Source organism: Fictibacillus fluitans (assembly GCF_030418125.1).
In the GTDB taxonomy this organism is placed as follows: Bacteria; Bacillota; Bacilli; order Bacillales; family Fictibacillaceae; genus Fictibacillus_C; species Fictibacillus_C fluitans.
Genome location: NZ_JAUHTR010000022.1, coordinates 38,512 through 57,498, shown reverse-complemented (window position 1 = coordinate 57,498; position 18,987 = coordinate 38,512). Strand labels below are relative to the sequence as shown.

15 protein-coding genes are annotated in these 18,987 nt (G+C 45.4%); 5 read left to right on the top strand and 10 right to left on the bottom strand.

The window, feature by feature from the left end; all coding sequences use genetic code 11:
* Window positions 1-20: 20 nt before the first annotated feature.
* Together QYB97_RS23350 and QYB97_RS23345 are read right to left on the bottom strand one after the other, a co-directional pair.
* Window positions 21-776, bottom strand: coding sequence for an alpha/beta hydrolase (locus QYB97_RS23350; protein ID WP_301168409.1), 756 nt, complete (start codon window positions 774-776; stop codon window positions 21-23).
* Between the two features lie 72 nt (window positions 777-848).
* The gene (locus QYB97_RS23345; protein WP_301168408.1) at window positions 849-1,796 is read right to left on the bottom strand and encodes a dipeptidase; all 948 of its coding nucleotides are present in this window, start codon (window positions 1,794-1,796) and stop codon (window positions 849-851) included.
* Window positions 1,797-2,007: 211 nt separating this feature from the next.
* Here QYB97_RS23345 and QYB97_RS23340 point away from each other — a divergent pair, with 211 nt between their 5' ends.
* Complete coding sequence (locus QYB97_RS23340; RefSeq protein ID WP_301168407.1) at window positions 2,008-2,436, top strand: hypothetical protein; 429 nt, start codon at window positions 2,008-2,010, stop codon at window positions 2,434-2,436.
* Here QYB97_RS23340 and QYB97_RS23335 read toward each other — a convergent pair.
* The 6 genes from QYB97_RS23335 to QYB97_RS23310 all read right to left on the bottom strand — a co-directional run bounded on the left by QYB97_RS23335 (window position 2,397) and on the right by QYB97_RS23310 (window position 9,358).
* Window positions 2,397-4,595, bottom strand: a complete 2,199-nt coding sequence (locus QYB97_RS23335; RefSeq protein WP_301168406.1) for an FUSC family protein — start codon at window positions 4,593-4,595, stop codon at window positions 2,397-2,399. The genes QYB97_RS23340 and QYB97_RS23335 overlap by 40 nt on opposite strands.
* 151 nt (window positions 4,596-4,746) lie before the next feature.
* Window positions 4,747-5,454: an ABC transporter ATP-binding protein gene (locus QYB97_RS23330; RefSeq protein WP_301168405.1), complete on the bottom strand. Its 708-nt coding sequence runs from the start codon at window positions 5,452-5,454 to the stop codon at window positions 4,747-4,749.
* A complete protein-coding gene (locus tag QYB97_RS23325; RefSeq protein WP_301168404.1) occupies window positions 5,454-6,233 on the bottom strand; it encodes an ABC transporter ATP-binding protein in 780 nt (259 codons plus the stop codon). Before QYB97_RS23325 ends, QYB97_RS23330 begins: the two co-directional genes overlap by 1 nt.
* The gene (locus QYB97_RS23320; RefSeq protein ID WP_301168403.1) at window positions 6,208-7,182 is read right to left on the bottom strand and encodes a branched-chain amino acid ABC transporter permease; all 975 of its coding nucleotides are present in this window, start codon (window positions 7,180-7,182) and stop codon (window positions 6,208-6,210) included. The genes QYB97_RS23325 and QYB97_RS23320 overlap by 26 nt, the downstream gene beginning before the upstream one ends.
* Before the next feature lie 11 nt (window positions 7,183-7,193).
* Complete coding sequence (locus QYB97_RS23315) at window positions 7,194-8,072, bottom strand: branched-chain amino acid ABC transporter permease (protein ID WP_301168402.1); 879 nt, start codon at window positions 8,070-8,072, stop codon at window positions 7,194-7,196.
* Window positions 8,073-8,185: 113 nt separating this feature from the next.
* Window positions 8,186-9,358: an ABC transporter substrate-binding protein gene (locus tag QYB97_RS23310; protein WP_301168401.1), complete on the bottom strand. Its 1,173-nt coding sequence runs from the start codon at window positions 9,356-9,358 to the stop codon at window positions 8,186-8,188.
* Window positions 9,359-9,662: 304 nt separating this feature from the next.
* On the opposite strand from QYB97_RS23310, the gene QYB97_RS23305 reads away from it, so the two are divergent.
* The 4 genes from QYB97_RS23305 to QYB97_RS23290 all read left to right on the top strand — a co-directional run bounded on the left by QYB97_RS23305 (window position 9,663) and on the right by QYB97_RS23290 (window position 15,325).
* On the top strand, window positions 9,663-11,321 hold the full coding sequence (locus tag QYB97_RS23305) for a glutamine--tRNA ligase/YqeY domain fusion protein (protein WP_301168400.1): 1,659 nt from the start codon (window positions 9,663-9,665) through the stop codon (window positions 11,319-11,321).
* A 216-nt stretch (window positions 11,322-11,537) separates the two neighbouring features.
* On the top strand, window positions 11,538-13,190 hold the full coding sequence (locus tag QYB97_RS23300) for an ATP-binding protein (RefSeq protein WP_301168399.1): 1,653 nt from the start codon (window positions 11,538-11,540) through the stop codon (window positions 13,188-13,190).
* Window positions 13,190-13,873 carry a response regulator gene (locus QYB97_RS23295; protein WP_301168398.1) on the top strand — a complete coding sequence of 228 codons (684 nt, stop codon included), beginning with the start codon at window positions 13,190-13,192 and terminating at the stop codon, window positions 13,871-13,873. The genes QYB97_RS23300 and QYB97_RS23295 overlap by 1 nt, the downstream gene beginning before the upstream one ends.
* A gap of 153 nt (window positions 13,874-14,026) precedes the next feature.
* On the top strand, window positions 14,027-15,325 hold the full coding sequence (locus QYB97_RS23290) for a CitMHS family transporter (protein ID WP_301168397.1): 1,299 nt from the start codon (window positions 14,027-14,029) through the stop codon (window positions 15,323-15,325).
* Window positions 15,326-15,396: 71 nt separating this feature from the next.
* Here QYB97_RS23290 and QYB97_RS23285 read toward each other — a convergent pair whose 3' ends face one another.
* Complete coding sequence (locus tag QYB97_RS23285; RefSeq protein ID WP_301168396.1) at window positions 15,397-17,889, bottom strand: glycoside hydrolase family 38 N-terminal domain-containing protein; 2,493 nt, start codon at window positions 17,887-17,889, stop codon at window positions 15,397-15,399.
* A gap of 63 nt (window positions 17,890-17,952) precedes the next feature.
* Window positions 17,953-18,972 (bottom strand): glycoside hydrolase family 172 protein, encoded by a 1,020-nt coding sequence (locus tag QYB97_RS23280; protein ID WP_301168395.1) that lies wholly within the window; start codon window positions 18,970-18,972, stop codon window positions 17,953-17,955.
* Between the last annotated feature and the right edge of the window lie 15 nt (window positions 18,973-18,987).

Here is an 18,987-nt window from a genome sequence, read left to right as displayed (position 1 = left end):
GTCCTGCCTTCGTTTTTTAATTATAGTAACTGCTTTTCCACAAATGCCAGCGTTTTCTCAATAATCATTCCCTGATCATTATCAAGGGTTGCCACATGATAGCTGTCGGCCATATACTGCAAGGTCTTTTCTTCTGAAGAAATTTGCTCCAGGATCAGCTGGGAGTTCAGCGGAGGAACCACATGGTCGATTTCGGAAACAAAAATGAAGGCCGGACAGGTTATACGGTGCAATCCGCTTTTCACCTGATCCATGAGCTTTAGTATTTCCTTCACCGACTTTAGAGGCGTCCGTTCATATGAAAGTTCGTTTACACCCGGGTTTTTAATATCCGATCCGATGGCATCAAGAAAACGAGGTTCCTCTGCGTTACTCATCTCTTCCATGTTGGGGATATCCACTGCTGCATTAATAGGAATAATCCCTTTAATGTCAGGGTATTTCTCAGCAAGATAAAGAGTCAGCGTACCTCCCATCGACAGACCGGTTACAAAAATGGTGTCACAGCGTTCCTTAAGCCAGGCGTAGCCTTCTTCAACCGAAGCAATCCAGTCCTGGTATGTCGTCTGCTCCATGTCCTCGTAGTGGGTCCCATGTCCCTTAAGTCTTGGCCCGCAAACCGTATACCCTTTTTCTGCGTATGCCTCCCCCAGGGGACGCATGCTCTGGGTGGAACCTGTGAACCCATGTATCACCAGGATTCCCACCTGACTTCCTTCAAAACAAAACGGCTCTCCTTCTTTCAGCACTGGATACTGCAATGCACGTTCTTCCATAGAATCACCTTCCATTTAAAGAATGCGTTCCACTATCATTTCTTTTATTCCGCTACTATTTCCTGCATAAACCTATTTTCGCACCTGTCTTAAAGGTGGGCGATGATTCATAAAGTTATCAAAGGCAAACCCCCGCACCTGCTCCTCATTGTAGTGCTTCAACAGTTCGTTAATCAGGTTTTGACTTTTGGCGGCATTCTCCAAATCGGTAATAAACGTAGATATCCCGTCGAAATCCGAACCAAGGCCAATCTGTTTAGCACCGCCAAGCGAGCAAAAGCGGTCGATGTGCCTGATCAAGTCAGGAATGGTAGCTGTATATTGATCTGTGTTAATGAACGGTGGATTGTACACCATGTGGATGGTGCCGCCCTTTTCAAACATGGCTGTTGCCTGGTCATCCGTCAAATTACGAGGATGATTACAAAGTTCTTTGGAATTGGAGTGGCTCGCAAATGGATACTCAGCAGTCTCCATAACATCCCAAAATGCCATCTCACTTAAGTGCGAAACATCGGTTAACATCTGATACTGATTAAGGAACCCGACAACGTCCTTTCCAAACAGAGTTAAGCCTCCTCCACGCGGCTCACCTGCCCCATCAGCTGCCAGGTTCGCTGTATTCCAGGTTAACCCGACAGACATGACGCCCAGCTGGTGGAGAATATGCAGCTTGGACAGGTCGTTGCCAATGGCATCGACTCCTTCAAGTGTAAGCATTGCGCCGATTTCTCCATCCTTTAAACGATCAAAATCTTCCCAGCTTCGAATGTGTTTCATCTCCGGATTTTTTCTTAATACCTCACTGTAAAACAAATCAACCTGACCCAGTGCAGCCTGGTATTTTTGATCGGAAGGAATCTCCGGCTCAATGAAAATGGCAAAGCATTGTATTTTCACCTTTCCCTGCTTTAGCCTCTCCTTGTTTGTTTCCAGTTCAGGCGCCGAGGCAAAGCTCAGCGTTCCTTTGGATTCGTACAGCTTCAACAATGCGTCACAATGAAAGTCGATAATGTTCATAATAAATCCCCTTTTACTCAATTGAAATCATATGTATTACTGTATTTTTCTTTAAACTCTCTTTACTCCCTTCCTTCATTTTGAATATATCTAAAAAATATTGTAAGACAGCTGTGCAAAAACAAAGGAACTTTGGCACTATATGGCGAAATTATTTGATAATTGTCTAGTTCTTTTGTTCTATTAAACAATAATAGAAAGGAGCGTGCATATGAAATCTTCTAAAGCACAGGCTGCCCGCTGGCTGTCCCGTCTGATCCAGCGTGAGCAGATTGACACACTGGATCAGCCTGCGGAAGGGAACGTTTTTTTATTTACAATTGAAGGTTTTTGTGAACGGAATCCTACTTTTTTTATTTGCCGTAAAACAGAAGGCCTGGGAATCGGCTATCATTCAAGTGCTAAGGACCCCGTTGCTGTTCCTGTGGAACGCCATCTGATTGAGTGGCATGTCCTGGAATCGGCAACTGCGCAGGAACGCCAGGAAAGAATTTTAAACACGCTGGTGGCAACCATCCGTGCACGAAAAAAGCAGTATCGGACATGCCAATACTGCAGCGGTAAATATGCCCCTGAACAGGGTTCTGGCCAGAAGACTTGTTACAGTTGTGGAGCACCGCGTTCTTCTGCTGCATTCTGACCGCTTTTTTCGGGCTCGGCGCCAAGCTGCTTTGCCAAATAAACGATGGATTCATTGATTCTCCAGACATAGTGAATGTTGTGAAGTAGACGGAGGTGATTGATCATATCCTTTTCACTGGCTTTCGACTCTTCCGGAATCCGTTCGAGCTGTTCACGTTCTTTTTCCAAATCGACAATATGAACCTGGCTTTCTCCTCTGACAGCTGAACAAAGCCCTTCGATATTGCGGGAGAGTGAGTGCTGTACATGATTCAGCAGCTCCTCAAACTTGTAGTTCGTATTCAGCTGGCTCTTTCTTGTCGAAGAAGCCACAAGCTGCTTGGCGTAAAAATTTGCTGCTGTCAGTACCGTCAACTGCTGTTGAAGACCCCTACGGCCAAACCAGCCCCTCGATAACGGACTTGCATCTGTAATCAGTGTCTGAAGCATTTGATCAAGCTCCAGCGCGTGATCTGCAAGGTTATAATCAGAATGCTCATTGTTAAAACGATCGATATATCGTTTCACATATTCTTTCAGGGCTTCCAGGTATTCGATGGTTGAGGTAGTAACCTTGTCCCTCGTTTTCTGGGGAAAGACAAGTGCCGATACAATAAAACCAAGACCCACTCCGGCAACTGTATCAATGACACGGGCAACCATCACTTGCTGTGTAATGCCTCCCAGAAGGATATCGTACATTAATGCCATGAGCATGGTAATCCAGAACATCATCAGGGTGTACGAAATCGGAAGCAAGTAAAAGGCCATGAAAACACAAAAGAAAAGCAGGATGACATCTTGGATGCCTGTCAAGAATAGGGCAATCAAAAAACCCGCTATTGCTCCCAAAAAGGTACCCACGCTCCGCTGCAGTGCCTTAACCAGCGTACGCCCAACCGTTTCCGTACCAAGAAGGACAACAAAACATGACAGCAAAATCCAATATTGATGTGCAGGCGAATAAAGGTGTCCTGCCAAAATCGATAATCCTCCGGCGATGGCGGCCTGAATCGCTTTTTTTGTTGTCGGCCGCAGACCATCCTCCTCTTCTTCTTTCTTTTCTTCTTCGTTTATATCCTCTTTCCCCGCATCCGGTTTGTTATGTTTGCTCTCCTGCTGCAGGGACTGCTGGAGCTCGAATGCACCATCAATGATATGGTTGGCGATCGACTCCATCCTCCGGATCAAATAAAGCCATTCCCGATTCGTTTTATCCGGCTTCAGTGTTCTGAGCAGGCTGCGCAGTGACTGCACACTCGCTGCTGCATTTTCCAGGTGATGCATCTGATTCGTATTAAGAACCTCTGCCTCACGGATGGATTGGATGGCCTGCAGGAGCGCGGCGCGGATCGCTGTATTTTGGAGAGCGTGGTGTTCTTTCAACCGCCGGATGGTCGGAGACAATGTTTCCATCAGCATGGCGGTATCAAATATGTACAACCGCAATTGATTGGTACTCAGCCCCGGCCAGATGGAGCCGGGATCGGTTGTCCCCAGCTCGTTCGACACTACCCGTGCATAATCTCCAAGCTTTTGTACGTTACGGTCCAGATTGGCAAGCCGCTTCTGTTCGAGATTAATATCTCTGACAATATCACTGACAAGGTACAGTGTTAAATTTGCCTGGATATGAAAAGAGTCCAGGGACCGCTTCAGCACTTCATCTGGCTTGTCCTTAATCAGAATGAAATTATACAGGTAGGCAAAGGTGATTCCAGTTAAAATCGAGAGCAGCAGCCACGGAACCTGAGGGAAACCCACCTTCAGCAGGGTGACAAAATAAAAGGACATAAAGGCGATCATGCAAATGGAAAAGTAGCGGCTGCCGAACCGCTGAAGATACAGCGCCAGGAATACGACGAGCAGCAGGAAGATGTCAGCTGCAAAGCCCCACTTTGCCAGCAAAGAGCCAAAAGCAATAGAGAACGCACTGGAGATCGTTATCAGAAAAGTGGTTACCTTTTTCTCTTTATCCGAATCATCGTTAACCACCAGAATTCCCATCATTCCGATTACTCCTGCAAAAATCGCAGAGGTGACCTGGCCGCCAGCGTTTATAACAATCAACAGCATGACTCCGACTGAGCTGATGACGCTCAATGTCACTTTACTCGCCGTGCGGAGCCGCTTTCTGCCCGGGTCGGATGCCAGCAGCCGGTATAACCAATATTTCATTTTGTCCTCCTTTCTGCCAAACAAGCTTTTTTGTGAATTATACCGTTACATCCGCATCCCGTACAAGAAAAGGGGATGAACCCTGTTTGCCTGCACTCCCGGTGCAACGGTTAAGACCGGCCCCATAAGGAGCCGGTCTGTTTATTTTTGTCTAATGTCCGCCGAGGTATGCCATTTTCACCTGTTCGCTTGATGTCAGTTCTGCCGCATCACCAGAAAGTACGATCCTTCCTGTTTCCACTACATATGCCCGGTTGGCGATGGAAAGTGCCAAATTCGCATTTTGCTCGACGAGAAGAATCGTGGTTCCCGCCTTGTTAATCTCTTCAATGATGCGGAAAATTGTTTTGACCAGGAGCGGCGCAAGCCCCATTGAAGGCTCATCAAGCAGCAGCAATCGCGGCCTCGCCATTAAAGCACGGCCCATGGCCAGCATCTGCTGTTCTCCGCCTGACAGCGTTCCTGCCTGCTGCTTCAGCCGTTCCAGAAGGCGAGGAAACAGCTCGTATACACGTTCCAAATCCTGCTTGATTCCTTCTTTATCCTTGCGGAGGAAAGCCCCAAGCTGAAGGTTCTCTTCCACTGTCATATTGGCAAATACCCGTCTTCCCTCAGGCACATGGGAAATGCCCTGCTTAACGATCGTTTGTGCGGCTTTACCATTGATAGGCTTGCCTTCATACAGGATTTTCCCCTGCTTTGGCTTTAACAGGCCGGAAACAGTTTTCAGCAGCGTACTCTTTCCCGCTCCGTTGGCACCGATTAACGTCACAATTTCACCCTCATGAATCTCAAGGGAGATGTCATCAAGTGCCTGGATGTTGCCGTAATATACATTTATGTCTTCCACCTTCAGCATTACGAAACCTCCTCACCTAAATACGCCTCAATGACCTTCGGATTGTTCTTGATTTCAGCGGGTGATCCCTCTGCAATCAATTGTCCGTGGTCCAGAACAAAGATGCGTTCACACACGCCCATAACAAGCGGCATGTCATGCTCAATTAATAGAACCGTAAGATCAAACCGTTCCCGGATAAAGGCAATCAGGTTCATGAGCTCTCTCGTTTCATGAGGGTTCATACCAGCGGCAGGCTCATCGAGCAGCAGGAGCTTCGGATTTGCCGCAAGCGCCCGGGCGATTTCAAGCCGCCTCTGCTGTCCATATGGCAGATTTTTGGCTTTCTCGTGTTTAAACCTGTCGAGGCTGAATATCTTTAAAAACTCCGTCGCCTTTTCTTCCATTTCGCGCTCTCCCGCAAAATGGGGCGGCAACCGGAAGATAGAGCTGAACAGCGTATGCTTCGCCTGAGAATGATAAGCAACTTTAACATTATCGATAACAGAAAGCTCCCCGAATAAACGGATATTTTGAAAGGTACGGCTGATCCCGTTTCTCGTAATTTTATAAGGAGGCAGGTTATTCAGCTTTTTCCCATTGAGCACAATCTGCCCTTCTGTCGGTACGTACACCCCTGTCAGCATATTAAAGAAGGTGGTTTTCCCCGCCCCGTTCGGTCCGATCAAGCCCGCCATCTCGCCTGGATACAGCTCAATATTCACATCGGAGACCGCACGCAGACCACCGAAGCGGATTCCGACGTTCTCTACTTTAAGCAACGGTTTGTCCTTTTCCATCCTTCTTCCCTCCTTTAACTTTCTGGCTTCTGCTGAATACAGATGTAATCTCTTTCGTCCCCATCAAACCTTGAGGGCGGTACAGCATGACAACAATAAGAACAAGACTGTAGATAATCATTCTCGTTTCAGGATAATCCTGAAGGAATGTAGAGATGACCGTTAACAAAATGGCGGCAATGACCGATCCCGACAGAGAACCCAGGCCGCCGAGTACGACAAAAATCAAAATATCAAAGGATTTCAAAAAGCCGAAGTTCGACGGCTGAATGATATAGAAATTGTGCGCATACAATCCCCCGGCAACACCGGCAAAAAAAGCACCGATCACAAAAGCCATGACTTTATAGTAGGTGGTATTGATCCCCATCGCATCCGCTGCGGTTTCGTCCTCCCTGATGGAGATGCACGCCCGCCCGTGGGTGGAATTTGTAAAGTTGACGATGACGAGAATGGCAACAAGCATGCAGACGAATACCCACGGCCAGGTGGTCAGATGATTAACCTGCATTCCGCTTGCCCCGCCGACATAATCCATGTTCAAAAACAAGATGCGGACGATTTCCCCGAATCCTAAGGTGGCAATGGCCAGATAGTCGCCCTTCAGCCTCAGTGATGGAAATCCGATAATGAAGCCCGCGAGTGCAGCCACAAGACCGCCAACTACCAGTGCTGAAATGAACGGGAGCTCCAGCTTCATCGTAATGATTCCCGAGGCATATGCCCCTACGGCAAGAAAACCTGCATGCCCGATTGAAAACTGTCCGGTAATGCCAATAATCAAATGCAGTGATACTGCAAGAATGATATTAATTGCAATAAAGACCAGTGTATTAACATAAAAAAGGTTCAGCATCCCGCCGGTAATCATAAATTGTACAACGGCAAAGAGTACAAGAGAGACAACGATCGATGACCAAAAGAATTTCGCCTGTTTAAAAACCGCCATTCCAGTTCCCCCTATACCTTTTCTCTTTTATACTTTCCGAACAGTCCCGAAGGAAGGAAAATAAGAATTAAAATAAGAACAATAAAGGCTGCACCGTCACGCCATAGGGAATATCCAAAAGCGCTGACCAGTGACTCAATTACACCGAGCAGCAATCCACCGACCATCGCACCGGGAATGATCCCGATACCGCCAAGCACCGCCGCAACGAAGGCTTTAAGTCCGGGAATAACACCCATTAACGGCTCAATCTTAATATAGTAAACTCCGAAAACAACACCTGCTGCACCGGCAAGCGCCGATCCGATGGCGAATGTGGCGGAAATGGTGCGGTCCACATTGATGCCCATCAGCCGCGCAGCCTCTGCATCAAAGGACACTGCACGCATCGCCTTCCCGATTTTTGTTTTATGTACGATAAATTGAAGGATAATCATCAGGGCAACGGATACACCAAGAATCAGAAGCGACTGGCTGTTAATCTTTGCTCCGAAAATATGAACCGCATGCTCCGGCAGTACATCCCCCGGATACGCTTCCGGCTGCGCGCCGCGCACATAAATAAATCCATATTCAATGAGGAGCGAAACCCCGATGGCTGTAATAAGCGCCGCAATCCTTGTTGCGTTGCGCAGGGGTTTGTAGGCAATTCTCTCAATCAGAACACCGAAAACGGCACAAACGGCCATGGAAAGAATCAATGAAACAATGAAAGGCAGATGAAGCACTGTGATCGAATAAAAGCCAACAAATGAACCGACCATAAATACGTCACCATGTGCAAAATTAATAAGTTTTACAATTCCATAAACCATGGTATAACCGAGGGCAATCAGGGCGTAAATACTGCCAAGCGAGATTCCGTTCACCAGCTGTTGAATCAATTCCATCTCATTCTCTCCTTGAGAATACATATTTTTTGCGCTGCACACATGCAGCACTTTATTGAAAAAAAGCGCAAAACGGAGAATAGGGGGACGGAGCCCCCTATCCAGTCTTGCTCTTATGGATTGATTTTTGTATTAAACTCCTGCTTGCCGTCTTTGTATTCAAGGATGGATGCCGATTTGATCGGATCGTGGTTTTTATCCAGCGTCAGTTTGCCGGAAACAAGAGATAAATCTTTTGTTTTTGCCAGCGCTTTTGCGATTTTTTCAGGACTGGCATCCCCTGAACGTTTAATGGCATCCGCCAGGTAATATGCGGTATCATAGCCAAGCGCACTGAAGGCATCCGGTGATTTTCCTTTGTACTTTTTCTTGAAGGCACTGACGAAATCCTGGATCTTCTTATCAGGATCTCCTGAAGAATAGTGGTTGGTGATATACGTATGGTTCAACGCTTTTGGACCGGCAATTTCTACGAGTTTTGGAGAATCCCAGCCGTCGCCGCCCATGAACGGTGCCTCAATGCCAATTTCACGCGCCTGCTTGATGATCAGGCCGACTTCTTCATAATAGCCAGGCAGGAAAATGAAATCCGGCTTGGCCGCTTTCAAACGGGTAAGCGTCGCACGGAAGTCTGTATCTTTTGCCACATATGCTTCCTCTGCCACAGTGGATCCGCCATTTTTCTTATAAGCAGATTTGAATGCGGAAGCCAGCCCTTTGGAATAATCGCTCGCACTGTCGATAAAAACGGCTGCTTTTTTCGTTTTTAGCTTGTCTGTCGCAAAGTTTGCGGCAACTGTTCCCTGAAACGGATCAATAAAGCAGGTCCGGAAAACATAATCATTCACCTTGCCGCCTTTGTTCGTGATATCCGGATTTGTTCCTGTTGGCGTGATCAAAGGTACTTTATTTCCCTGGGCAATCTGTACCTGTGCAAGCGTATTGGTGCTGGTCGCAGCCCCGACCACAGCCGCCACCTTATCTTGGCTCACGAGTTTAAGCGAACCGCTTGTCGCTTCTGCCGCTTCTGATTTATTATCTACTTTGACAAGTTTAATTTTCTTTCCGTCAATGCCCTTTTTGTTCAGCTCGTCCAAACCAAGCTGAAGCCCTTCAGCAATCGACTGTCCGTAGGATGCTACGCCGCCTGACAGTTCCAGGTTGGCTCCCACTTTAATGGTTTCCTTGCCTCCTGAACCTCCTGTCGATGCCGCACCGCAGCCCGCCATCACTCCTGCCGATAATGATAGGGAAAGTAAGACCCCTGCTATTTTCCTCTTATTCATTTCCAATCCCCCTCTTTTTTTGTAAAAAAAGAAAAACCCTCTACAATATTTAAATATTGTAAATAAAATCAATATTCTGAAAATATTTTACAATATTCTATATCCATCGTCTAGCGTACTTCTTCCATTTTATTTTTCCTGCCTTCGTGAAAAATTTTTATAAAAAAACAAAAAAACATAGAATGGATGAGGAGTTAAGCAGCTTTTTTGTTTATAATAGCTAAGGTAAACTACGGAATTTTGTTTCCTTGCTCTGAGTGATATAATGTACGGATAGAAATGTTAATAGAAAGGCTGATACGGGATGGAAGAAAACTCGAATTTTATAAGAAGCATTATTAAAGAGGACCTGGAGTCCGGAAAACGAGATACCGTTGTTACCCGATTCCCTCCGGAACCAAACGGCTACCTGCATATCGGGCATGCCAAATCCATTGTGATTAATTTTGGAATCGCAGATGAATTCAAAGGACAGACCACCCTCCGTTTTGACGATACAAACCCACTAAAAGAGGATCAGGAATATGTGGATTCCATTAAAAACGATGTTGCATGGCTCGGCTATGAATGGGAGAACCTCCGCTTTGCCTCCGATTATTTCGATGAAATGTACAATCGCGCTGTCCTTTTGATTAAAAAAGGCAAAGCGTATGTGGATGACCTTTCCATTGAGGAGATCCGTGAATACCGCGGCACTCTCACTGAACCTGGAAAAGACAGCCCGTACCGCGGCCGTGCAGTGGAAGAAAATCTTTATTTGTTTGAACGCATGCGAAAGGGAGAGTTCCAAAACGGCGAAAAGGTGTTGCGCGCCAAGATCGATATGTCTTCCGGAAACATCAACTTGAGGGACCCTGTCATCTACCGTGTTTCCCATGCGTCTCATCACAATACGGGGGACAAGTGGTGCATTTACCCGATGTATGCATTTGCTCATCCGCTTGAAGATGCGATTGAAGGGGTGACGCATTCTCTTTGTACTACGGAGTTTGAAGAACAGCGTCCGCTGTACAACTGGGTTGTGGAAGAGTGCGAAATGCCAAGCAAGCCGCAGCAAATCGAGTTCGGCCGACTGAACATCGAAAACACGGTGATGAGCAAACGAAAGCTGAGACAGCTGGTGGAGGAAGGCTATGTGGACGGCTGGGATGACCCCCGCATGCCGACCATTTCCGGACTGCGCCGCAAAGGTTATACCCCTGAAGCGATCCGCGAGTTCGTGCAGGCAACTGGTGTTTCCAAAGGCTCCGGTGCAGTGGATGAAGCGATGCTCGAACACTTTGTCCGTGAGGATTTAAAATTGAAAGCACCTCGTACAATGGGCGTGCTGGATCCATTAAAAGTCGTCATCACCAACTATCCCGAAGGACAAGTTGAAATGCTTGATGCCGAAATCAATCCTGAAAATCCTGAGATGGGAACTCGCCAAATTCCGTTCTCCCGTGAGATTTATGTGGAGCGCGAGGACTTTATGGAGAACCCGCCCAAGAAATATTTCCGCCTTTTCCCAGGCAATGAAGTTCGTTTGAAGCATGCTTATTTCATTAAATGCGAAGAAGTGATCAAGGACGAAAACGGTGAAGTGGTGGAGCTGCGCTGTACGTATGATCCCGAAACTAAGAGCGGCACAGGCTTTACCGGCCGTAAAGTCAAAGGAACGCTGCACTGGGTGGAAGCCACACAAGCTCTTCCTGCTGAGTTCCGTCTGTATGAGCCGTTGATCCGGGATGAGGACCTTAAGGCAGCTGACGAAAGCGAAGACAAAACGTTCATTGATTTTGTTAACGCTGATTCGTTAACCATCCAACAAGGCTTTATCGAACCGAACATGAAAGACGCCAAACCGCAGGATAAATTCCAGTTCTTCCGCCACGGCTATTTCAATGTGGATCCGAAGCACACAACCGGCGACAAGGCTGTATTCAACCGTATTGTTTCCCTGAAAAGTTCATTTAAGCTGTAAATTTGAAACCCGGCTCTCTTGTGGAGATCCGGGTTTTTTGATGAGGTTTTGTTTACATAATCTGGTTTTGGCGGGTATTTGATCTGAAATGGCGTGTATTTTGTTCAGAATGGCGGGTATTCCGCAAAGAACGGCGCGTAAATCCGCCTTTTCCGCGGGTAATGCAGCACCCGCACCTCTTCCATGCAGTCCTCCCTTCCCTCCAAGCGCTATTTGATGACAGCGAGCCTGTTAGCGTATAGTAATAGTAAAGATAAAGAGGGGGAATGCCGCCTGAAAACCATAAAAGTATCGCTGCAGATCAAAATTCTCGGGCTGGTTCTCTTATTTGGATTTTTTCTGATCATTCTGCTGACCGGCTATTTCAGTTATAAAGAAAGTAATCAGATTGAAGAGAATAGGGGGAGACTGGCCCTTGAATTGGCAAAATCCATCTCCTTCATGCCCACGGTCATAGATTCGTTTGAAACCGAGGATCCGGCCAAAACCATACAGCCGCTCATGGAAAAAATCCGCGAATCGACTGGCGCTGAATTTATAGTTGTGGGAAATCGGCAAGGCATCCGGTACTCGCATCCCGTACCCTCCGAAATCGGGAAGAAAATGAGAGGCGGCGACAACAGCAGGGCCTTGCAGGGAAAGTATTATGTTTCTACAGCTAAAGGATCTCTCGGACCTTCCTTGCGTGGAAAAGCCCCCATCTATAACAAACAGGGCGAGATTATCGGCCTTGTATCTGTAGGATTTTTAATGGAGGATATTAACGAGCAGATTACGGACAATCTGCAAAAAGTCCTTCTTGTTTCTTTTCTCGCGCTTATCATTTCCATCTTCGGAAGCTACCTGTTATCCCGGGACATCCGAAAAGACACGATGGGGCTGGAACCTTATGAGATTGCAGTTCTCTATAAGGAAAAAAATGCGGTCTACCATTCTGTCAAAGAAGGAATTCTCGCCATAAAAAAAGATGGGAGAATCACCAACATGAACCAGCCGGCAAAAAGGCTTCTTAACATTGAAGGTTCTGTCCGCAACATGAAAGTGGATGGGTTGTTTCCGTCGGATTATCTTTACGAAGTCATGCAGCACGGCAATCCGGAGCCTGACAAAGAAATGTACTGGAAAGGCCAGACCGTGATCGTAAACTGTACGCCACTCCGAAATAAAAGCGGTGAAATTAACGGAGTTGTCGCTTCTTTCCGGGATAAAACCGAAATTGAACAGATGGTCAATACACTATCTGAAGTGAAGCAGTATTCAGATGATCTGCGTTCACAAACCCATGAATATACAAACAAGCTTTATGTTCTTTACGGTCTTCTTCAGCTCGGCGAATATGAAGAGGCTATTGATATGATCAAAAATGAAACCAGGTTTCTTCAGCTTCAGCATTCTGTTGTATTCAAGCAAATACAAGATACAAAGGTACAAGCCATTCTTTTGGGCAAACTCGGAAAAGCGTCCGAAAAGAAAATCCAGTTCGAAATCGCTTCAGACAGTACACTCGAAGAGCTGCCCGAGCATATCAAGCTGTCCAATTTGATTGTCATCCTCGGAAACATCATCGACAATGCTTTTGACGCTGTGGCAGGTATGGACTCACCAGCCGTAAAGCTGTTTGCCACCGATATTGGCGGCGATATCATTTTTGAAGTTGAAGATAATGGAACAGGTATTGAAGAAAAGGATATTCCCCAGCTTTTCAACCGGGGCTATACATCGAAAACCGGAACCAGCCCGCGGGGATATGGACTATCGAACGCTGACGAAGCGGTAAAAGAATTGAACGGGATTATCGAGGTGCACAGCCAGCCGGAAAGCGGCACGGTATTTACGGTGTACCTTCCAAAGAACAACCAGGGGAGCTGATGAAGTTGATAAAGGCCGCCATCGCGGAAGATGATTTTCGGATAGCCGGTATTCATGAAAAGTTTTTGCAGAAATTCAGTGAAATTCGCGTTGTGGGAAAAGCGCTTACAGGAGAAAACACCCTTCAATTACTACAGGACACAAATCCTGATTTACTGTTGCTTGATGTTTACCTGCCGGATATGCTCGGGTCGGAACTGCTTCCTCTTATCCGCGAACGTTTTCCTGGAATCTCCATCATTATGATTACTGCTGCCACTGACAAAGACATTCTCGAGAAGGCACTTGCCTATGGAGTGAACAGTTACCTGATCAAGCCTGTCACCCAGGAACGCTTTGAAGAAGTGATTCAGAGTTTTATCAAAAAGCATGCGCTTCTGTCAGTTAGCGGGCCGGTAAACCAGGATTTGGTGGACCAGATTTTCGAAAAATCAAGACAGGAGCAGAATAAAAAGGGAACAGCTTATCCAAAAGGAATCGATGAAATCACGCTAAAAAAAGTAAAAGCGGTTCTGGAACCCAAACCAAGCGGCATGTCTGCCGAGGAAGTTGCAAATGCTATTGGCGCCTCAAGAATTACCGCGAGGCGTTATCTGGAATACATGTCATCGGTTAATGAGCTTAGGACAGAAGTTGTCTATGGCATCGTCGGCCGTCCCGAAAAGAAATATTATCCGGTGTAAAGGGTGGCTGAGCAGGCCACCCTTTCTTATTCCCTTTCGTGAACTTAATGTACGAAATGATACTAAAGTACGTTAGTAACTTTATTTTGTAAACGTTTTCATGTCAGAAAATTTCGTTTACACTGTGGTTAGTTTACGAAAGAGGTGAAGACCATGCTCGCATTATTAGGTTTTTTATTAATCCTTACTTTCATGTTCTTAATTATGACAAAACGTTTATCTGCCATGATCGCCCTGATGGTGATCCCGGTAATTTTTGCTTTGATTGGCGGTTTCGGTAAAGATATCGGACCGATGGCTCTTCAAGGAATAAAAGATGTGGCACCTACGGGTATCATGATTTTGTTTGCCATTCTCTTCTTCGGCATTATGATCGATGCCGGTGTATTTGATCCCATCATCTCACGCATTTTAAAAATTGCCAAAGGTGATCCGGTTAAGATTGCAATCGGTACCGCCGTTCTTGCTCTCCTGATTTCACTTGACGGAGACGGAACCACCACTTATATGATTACGATTTCTGCCATGCTGCCATTGTACAAACGAATCGGCATGCGGCCTCTTGTGCTCGCAGGTATTGCCGTCTCTGCTTCCGGGGTTATGAACCTCCTGCCATGGGGCGGACCGACCGCCAGAGCCATGACCGCCCTAAAGCTTGAAATGTCCGATATTTTCACTCCGGTTATTCCTGCCATGATCGGCGGCGTCATCTTCGTTCTGTTCATGTCCTATGTTCTTGGTAAAAAAGAACGCAAACGGATTGGTGTAGCTGAAATTGACTACAGCACGATGGCCATGCAGGCTGCGACTATTGACCCTGAGGTACTTGCGCTTAAACGTCCTAAGCTTATCGTTATCAACTATGCGCTGACCATTCTTTTGCTGTTTGCCCTGATTAAAGAGCTTTTGCCGACCACTGTCCTGTTTATGGTTGGTTTTGCAATCGCTATCACCTTGAACTATCCGAAGCTAAAAGACCAAAAAGAACGTGTCGCTCACTATGCGGATAATGCATTGTCCGTTGTCACCATGGTGTTCGCAGCCGGTATTTTCACCGGAATTTTGACAGGCACAAAGATGGTTGATGCAATGGCCAGCTCCATGATCACCCATATCCCTGATGGCCTTGGTTCGCACTTTGCCATCATTACCGCCATCATCAGTGCACCATTTACCTTCTTCATGTCCAATGACGCATTTTACTACGGTGTGCTTCCGCTCCTTGCCAAGGCTGCTGCCGGATATGGTATCGATCCTGCCATGATCGGGCGTGCCTCCCTGATGGGATTGCCGGTCCACCTATTGAGCCCGCTCGTTCCATCCACGTACTTGCTCGTCGGAATGGTTGGCGAAGACTTCGGAGACCTGCAGCGCGGCTTTCTGAAATGGGCCTGTGGCTCAACCCTTGTGATGATTCTGGTGGCCGTTGGGCTGTCGATTATACCATTTTAATTCAAAAAGATAGGAGATAGCGTATTGCCTCCTCCTATCTTTTTTTATTCTTTTTAAAACTTGAACATTGTTTATTTTTTAAATTGAATCGTAATAATTTCCCAAGGTTCAAAACTCAATTCGATATTCGAGCTGTCTTTTAATTTTTCTACAGAAACATGCCTCTGATCCACTTCTGTTCCTGTAAAATCAGTTAAAAACACCTCTGAAAGTAGAGCTGCAAATTTAATATACCCAGAAGTGATATTCTCGGAATAATTAATAATGCGGACAGTAAATCTATCTTTTTCTTGATAAAAGGCAGTCATTAAAAGGTTTTTATCAGTCATTGAGATTAATGTATTCTTGGGGAGCAGATTTGTTTTCCAAGCCTCAATTGTTGCTCTCGATTGCTTTGATAAACGAGCACTGTCAGAAGAAGAGTGTTTTCCAAAATACAGGGAGAATGTCCACTTGTATTCTCCATTGATTTGGTCACGGGCGAGCAAATGTTTCACTTTACCACCATTTTGAGACCGTGATAGCTCTATTTTCTGAACTCCTGGATGTATAAGCGTAAAACCCTTGTCACCTTTTCCATTAGTTACTCTTAAGTAAGAGTTAGCATAAATATCATCAATTGAAGTTTCTTCTTCTCCGAAAGGAAAATCTCTTGTATATTTAGCAGATGCAAGACCATGTTTAAAAACAGCATGACACTGTAAGGCTAACGGTACCCCCGTATATAAATAGGATTCGCATTCTATTTTTCCAGTCTGATGATCGAGTATTACTCTTGATTGCGCAAAAGCAACCGGGGTGTTTGACGTATGTAGTGTAAGCAGATCACAATGCAACAGAAGGGTGCTTTTGATTGAATTAGAAGCTTCAACCTTCGCCTTAATTCTGGACTGCGAGATCTGATCCGGGCAATGCGTTTTACCATCAAAGGCAAATGTGAATATTTCATGAGCAGGACTTAGTGATGGAAATGGCCCGCCATGCTCGTTTTGTTTACCAATAGGCCCGGTAAATGCTTTAAATTCTACAGTTTCTCTGGTCTGTTTGTTGGTAATCTCTATCCCCCATGACCCTGAAATCCATCGTAACAGATAATCTCCATCCTCAATACTGCTTTCTCCAATAATTGGTTGGATGTCATAAGGGGTGGAAGAAGCTTCCTCCTTTATGATATTAACTGTTGCAATACCGAGTTCCGGTAACTCTATCATTGCCAATCCGGTCACCTTGCCTTCTTCCTGGGAAGTTATACAATGTGGAATTCTTTGACCAGATTGGTACAGGCACAAATTGTCTCCGTTTTGATTTTCTATTTCGAAGCTTACGGTTCTTTTATGAGAGATGCCTGTATAGTTAAAGAAACACAATTCATTGTTTAGCAATGCATTATCTTTAGAAGAAGTCAGTATCTCTGTAAAAAGCTTTTGAGCTTGTGAAATCAATGCTTCATATTTAACGACTCCATAAGAACCCGCATTCGTCACCAACCCATCTTCAGTAATGGCTCTATAACTCCTTGCCACAGAAAAATCATGATTTTGTAATATTAGAAGTGTCTTCCATAAGACCATTAATTCGGCATGTACTTGACTGTTTTCCTTTTCCTCTAATAATCCAAGCATTGCTGCTAAGGTTTCGACTTTCAGAAGTGAATGCTCGGCCATCTGATCGCTTATTATGACCCGGTCACCATCATACCCCCATCCCCCTCCCTGATACCAATTATTTTTATAATTAGATTGATCCAGAGGAAGGTAGTACTTTTTCAAATCCCGGTTTGGCAATTCTTTTTCAAAATATCCAGCTAAGGAGGTGCACTGTCCTCCCCATTTCCTTACTTGATGAATAGCCTTTTCAAATGGAACCGCACTTGCACCCCAATCCATACCCGGCGGCCAAATTTCCACCCATTGAAACAGGAGAGGACGTTCGTACTCTTCTAATCTCTTTTGATATTCATCGTATCCAGTATATTGTCTAACACACGATACCATCAGGTCATTCGCAGGAATAGCAGGAATAACTGTACCGTCTATCCCCTCCCAGTCAATTAACGCTTCATTAAGCGGCATAACCTGACCTGAATTTTGGTTTTGCAGGGAAGCATACTTAAACCCGCTTTTCCTCAGGAGTTGCGGCATCTGGGGATGATACCATTGTTCTTCAACGAGAAAGGCATCCACATTATAATCAAGTACTTTTTGTATCACTTCTCTACCATATCTAAGCTGTCTTATATTTGGCTCCCATCCATAATCCTGTCCAAAAGGCTGACCATAAGTCCCACCCTCGATAGATGCCCTTCCTTCACTCAAATACTTTTTTAGCCTGACAATACATTGTGGATCTTCTTTTTCAACTTCCTCATAGGCATAAGCATCTAATTCCAGAGAAGCGATAAGTCCTGGATACATATCTGCTGAATCTAGCATTTTGTGAATGGTATATGAAGTAGAAAATGTTTTTTCGTACTTTTTACCGTTATACCACCCCATCGGAAAGGCAAACCCAATGCCTCCTTGTGTCCAGTGGTTGCAGAAGAAATAATAAAAATTACCACTCATGGTATACCCCTTTCTGGAAAATGTCACGGAACAGCTAAAGCTTGCACCATCTCACTTTATCCCCTAAATTTCTTCAAGCAACGTTCTTTTTTTATACTGACGCGGCAGCCTTTTTTCTACAGGCAGCATTTTCGGGAAACGCTGATGCGGTTCAGCCTGGTACCAGTAAGCAGTACTTGAATAATCATTTTGCAGCTTATTGGCATGGCCGTGCTCTATTGTGACTTTAATGGATTCCTGGAAATGTATAGGATCCTCAATATGGAACCTGTACATAGAATTTTTCCCTCTCCAGGGATTTTCCCTGTCACCGGAGTTTAGGCTGATCCCAAAGTAAGGGGTACTGAATTCATCTTTCGGACAGAATGCCGTATTGAAATAGTCTTCTGTCCCAGTCCCATGAATGGATGGAAATTTCTCTCCATCTATAAAAATCATATCGTCTCCTTCACCATACCAATTGTTTTTTTCCTGAGAAAAACAGTCAATATTAAGGTTGCAGCCAACATAGTGGCCAGTCCCTCGGGCTTCGAGAATGATATAGTTCCCCTCTCCAGTCAGATTGGGTTTCTTCCATAATTCTTTAAACAGTTTTTTCTGCCCTTCAGTTGTATCTCCCAGTGGAGCCTTTAATGGCAAATCCGCTCCCCACGATTCTGTTGCTGCTTCCCTTCTCCATTGAGCATGAAATCGACCCAGCTCAGGATTAATTTCATTATATTCCTCATAATCAATGTAAAAATACAGGTTCACAGGTTCACTGCCTTCATTAATAATTTTTATAGTGGCGCCTTCAGAGAATGGCATAGAAAAAAAGCAATTAAATCCCCTGCCATTATCTGGAGCCATTACGAGAGGAAGCGACCAAAAATCCTTACTTATCCCATGGCCCATTCCGAAAAAGTCACCAAGAGGTACGTGAACACTGGCTTCTTCTTCGTTATCCCAGTACATTTGTATAAGAAGCTTCCTAAGTATAAATGGTTCATTTGACGGGGAGTTTACCGTACACCAAATATGGGTAATGCTGCCCGCCCCGCTAATGTCTGCAATTACTTTTTCTTCTCCTTTACCTATTTCCATCCAATCATAATTTCC

Excerpts from the sequence above, each read along its gene's own strand:
- QYB97_RS23315 (WP_301168402.1), bottom strand. The coding sequence starts at position 8,072 with ATGGAATTGATTCAACAGCTGGTGAACGGAATCTCGCTTGGCAGTATT.
- QYB97_RS23280 (WP_301168395.1), bottom strand. The coding sequence starts at position 18,972 with ATGGAAATAGGTAAAGGAGAAGAAAAAGTAATTGCAGACATTAGCGGG.
- QYB97_RS23350 (WP_301168409.1), bottom strand. The coding sequence starts at position 776 with ATGGAAGAACGTGCATTGCAGTATCCAGTGCTGAAAGAAGGAGAGCCG.
- QYB97_RS23300 (WP_301168399.1), top strand. The coding sequence starts at position 11,538 with ATGACAGCGAGCCTGTTAGCGTATAGTAATAGTAAAGATAAAGAGGGG.
- QYB97_RS23295 (WP_301168398.1), top strand. The coding sequence starts at position 13,190 with ATGAAGTTGATAAAGGCCGCCATCGCGGAAGATGATTTTCGGATAGCC.
- QYB97_RS23305 (WP_301168400.1), top strand. The coding sequence starts at position 9,663 with ATGGAAGAAAACTCGAATTTTATAAGAAGCATTATTAAAGAGGACCTG.
- QYB97_RS23340 (WP_301168407.1), top strand. The coding sequence starts at position 2,008 with ATGAAATCTTCTAAAGCACAGGCTGCCCGCTGGCTGTCCCGTCTGATC.
- QYB97_RS23285 (WP_301168396.1), bottom strand. The coding sequence starts at position 17,889 with ATGAGTGGTAATTTTTATTATTTCTTCTGCAACCACTGGACACAAGGA.
- QYB97_RS23335 (WP_301168406.1), bottom strand. The coding sequence starts at position 4,595 with ATGAAATATTGGTTATACCGGCTGCTGGCATCCGACCCGGGCAGAAAG.
- QYB97_RS23320 (WP_301168403.1), bottom strand. The coding sequence starts at position 7,182 with ATGGCGGTTTTTAAACAGGCGAAATTCTTTTGGTCATCGATCGTTGTC.
- QYB97_RS23330 (WP_301168405.1), bottom strand. The coding sequence starts at position 5,454 with ATGCTGAAGGTGGAAGACATAAATGTATATTACGGCAACATCCAGGCA.
- QYB97_RS23290 (WP_301168397.1), top strand. The coding sequence starts at position 14,027 with ATGCTCGCATTATTAGGTTTTTTATTAATCCTTACTTTCATGTTCTTA.
- QYB97_RS23325 (WP_301168404.1), bottom strand. The coding sequence starts at position 6,233 with ATGGAAAAGGACAAACCGTTGCTTAAAGTAGAGAACGTCGGAATCCGC.
- QYB97_RS23345 (WP_301168408.1), bottom strand. The coding sequence starts at position 1,796 with ATGAACATTATCGACTTTCATTGTGACGCATTGTTGAAGCTGTACGAA.
- QYB97_RS23310 (WP_301168401.1), bottom strand. The coding sequence starts at position 9,358 with ATGAATAAGAGGAAAATAGCAGGGGTCTTACTTTCCCTATCATTATCG.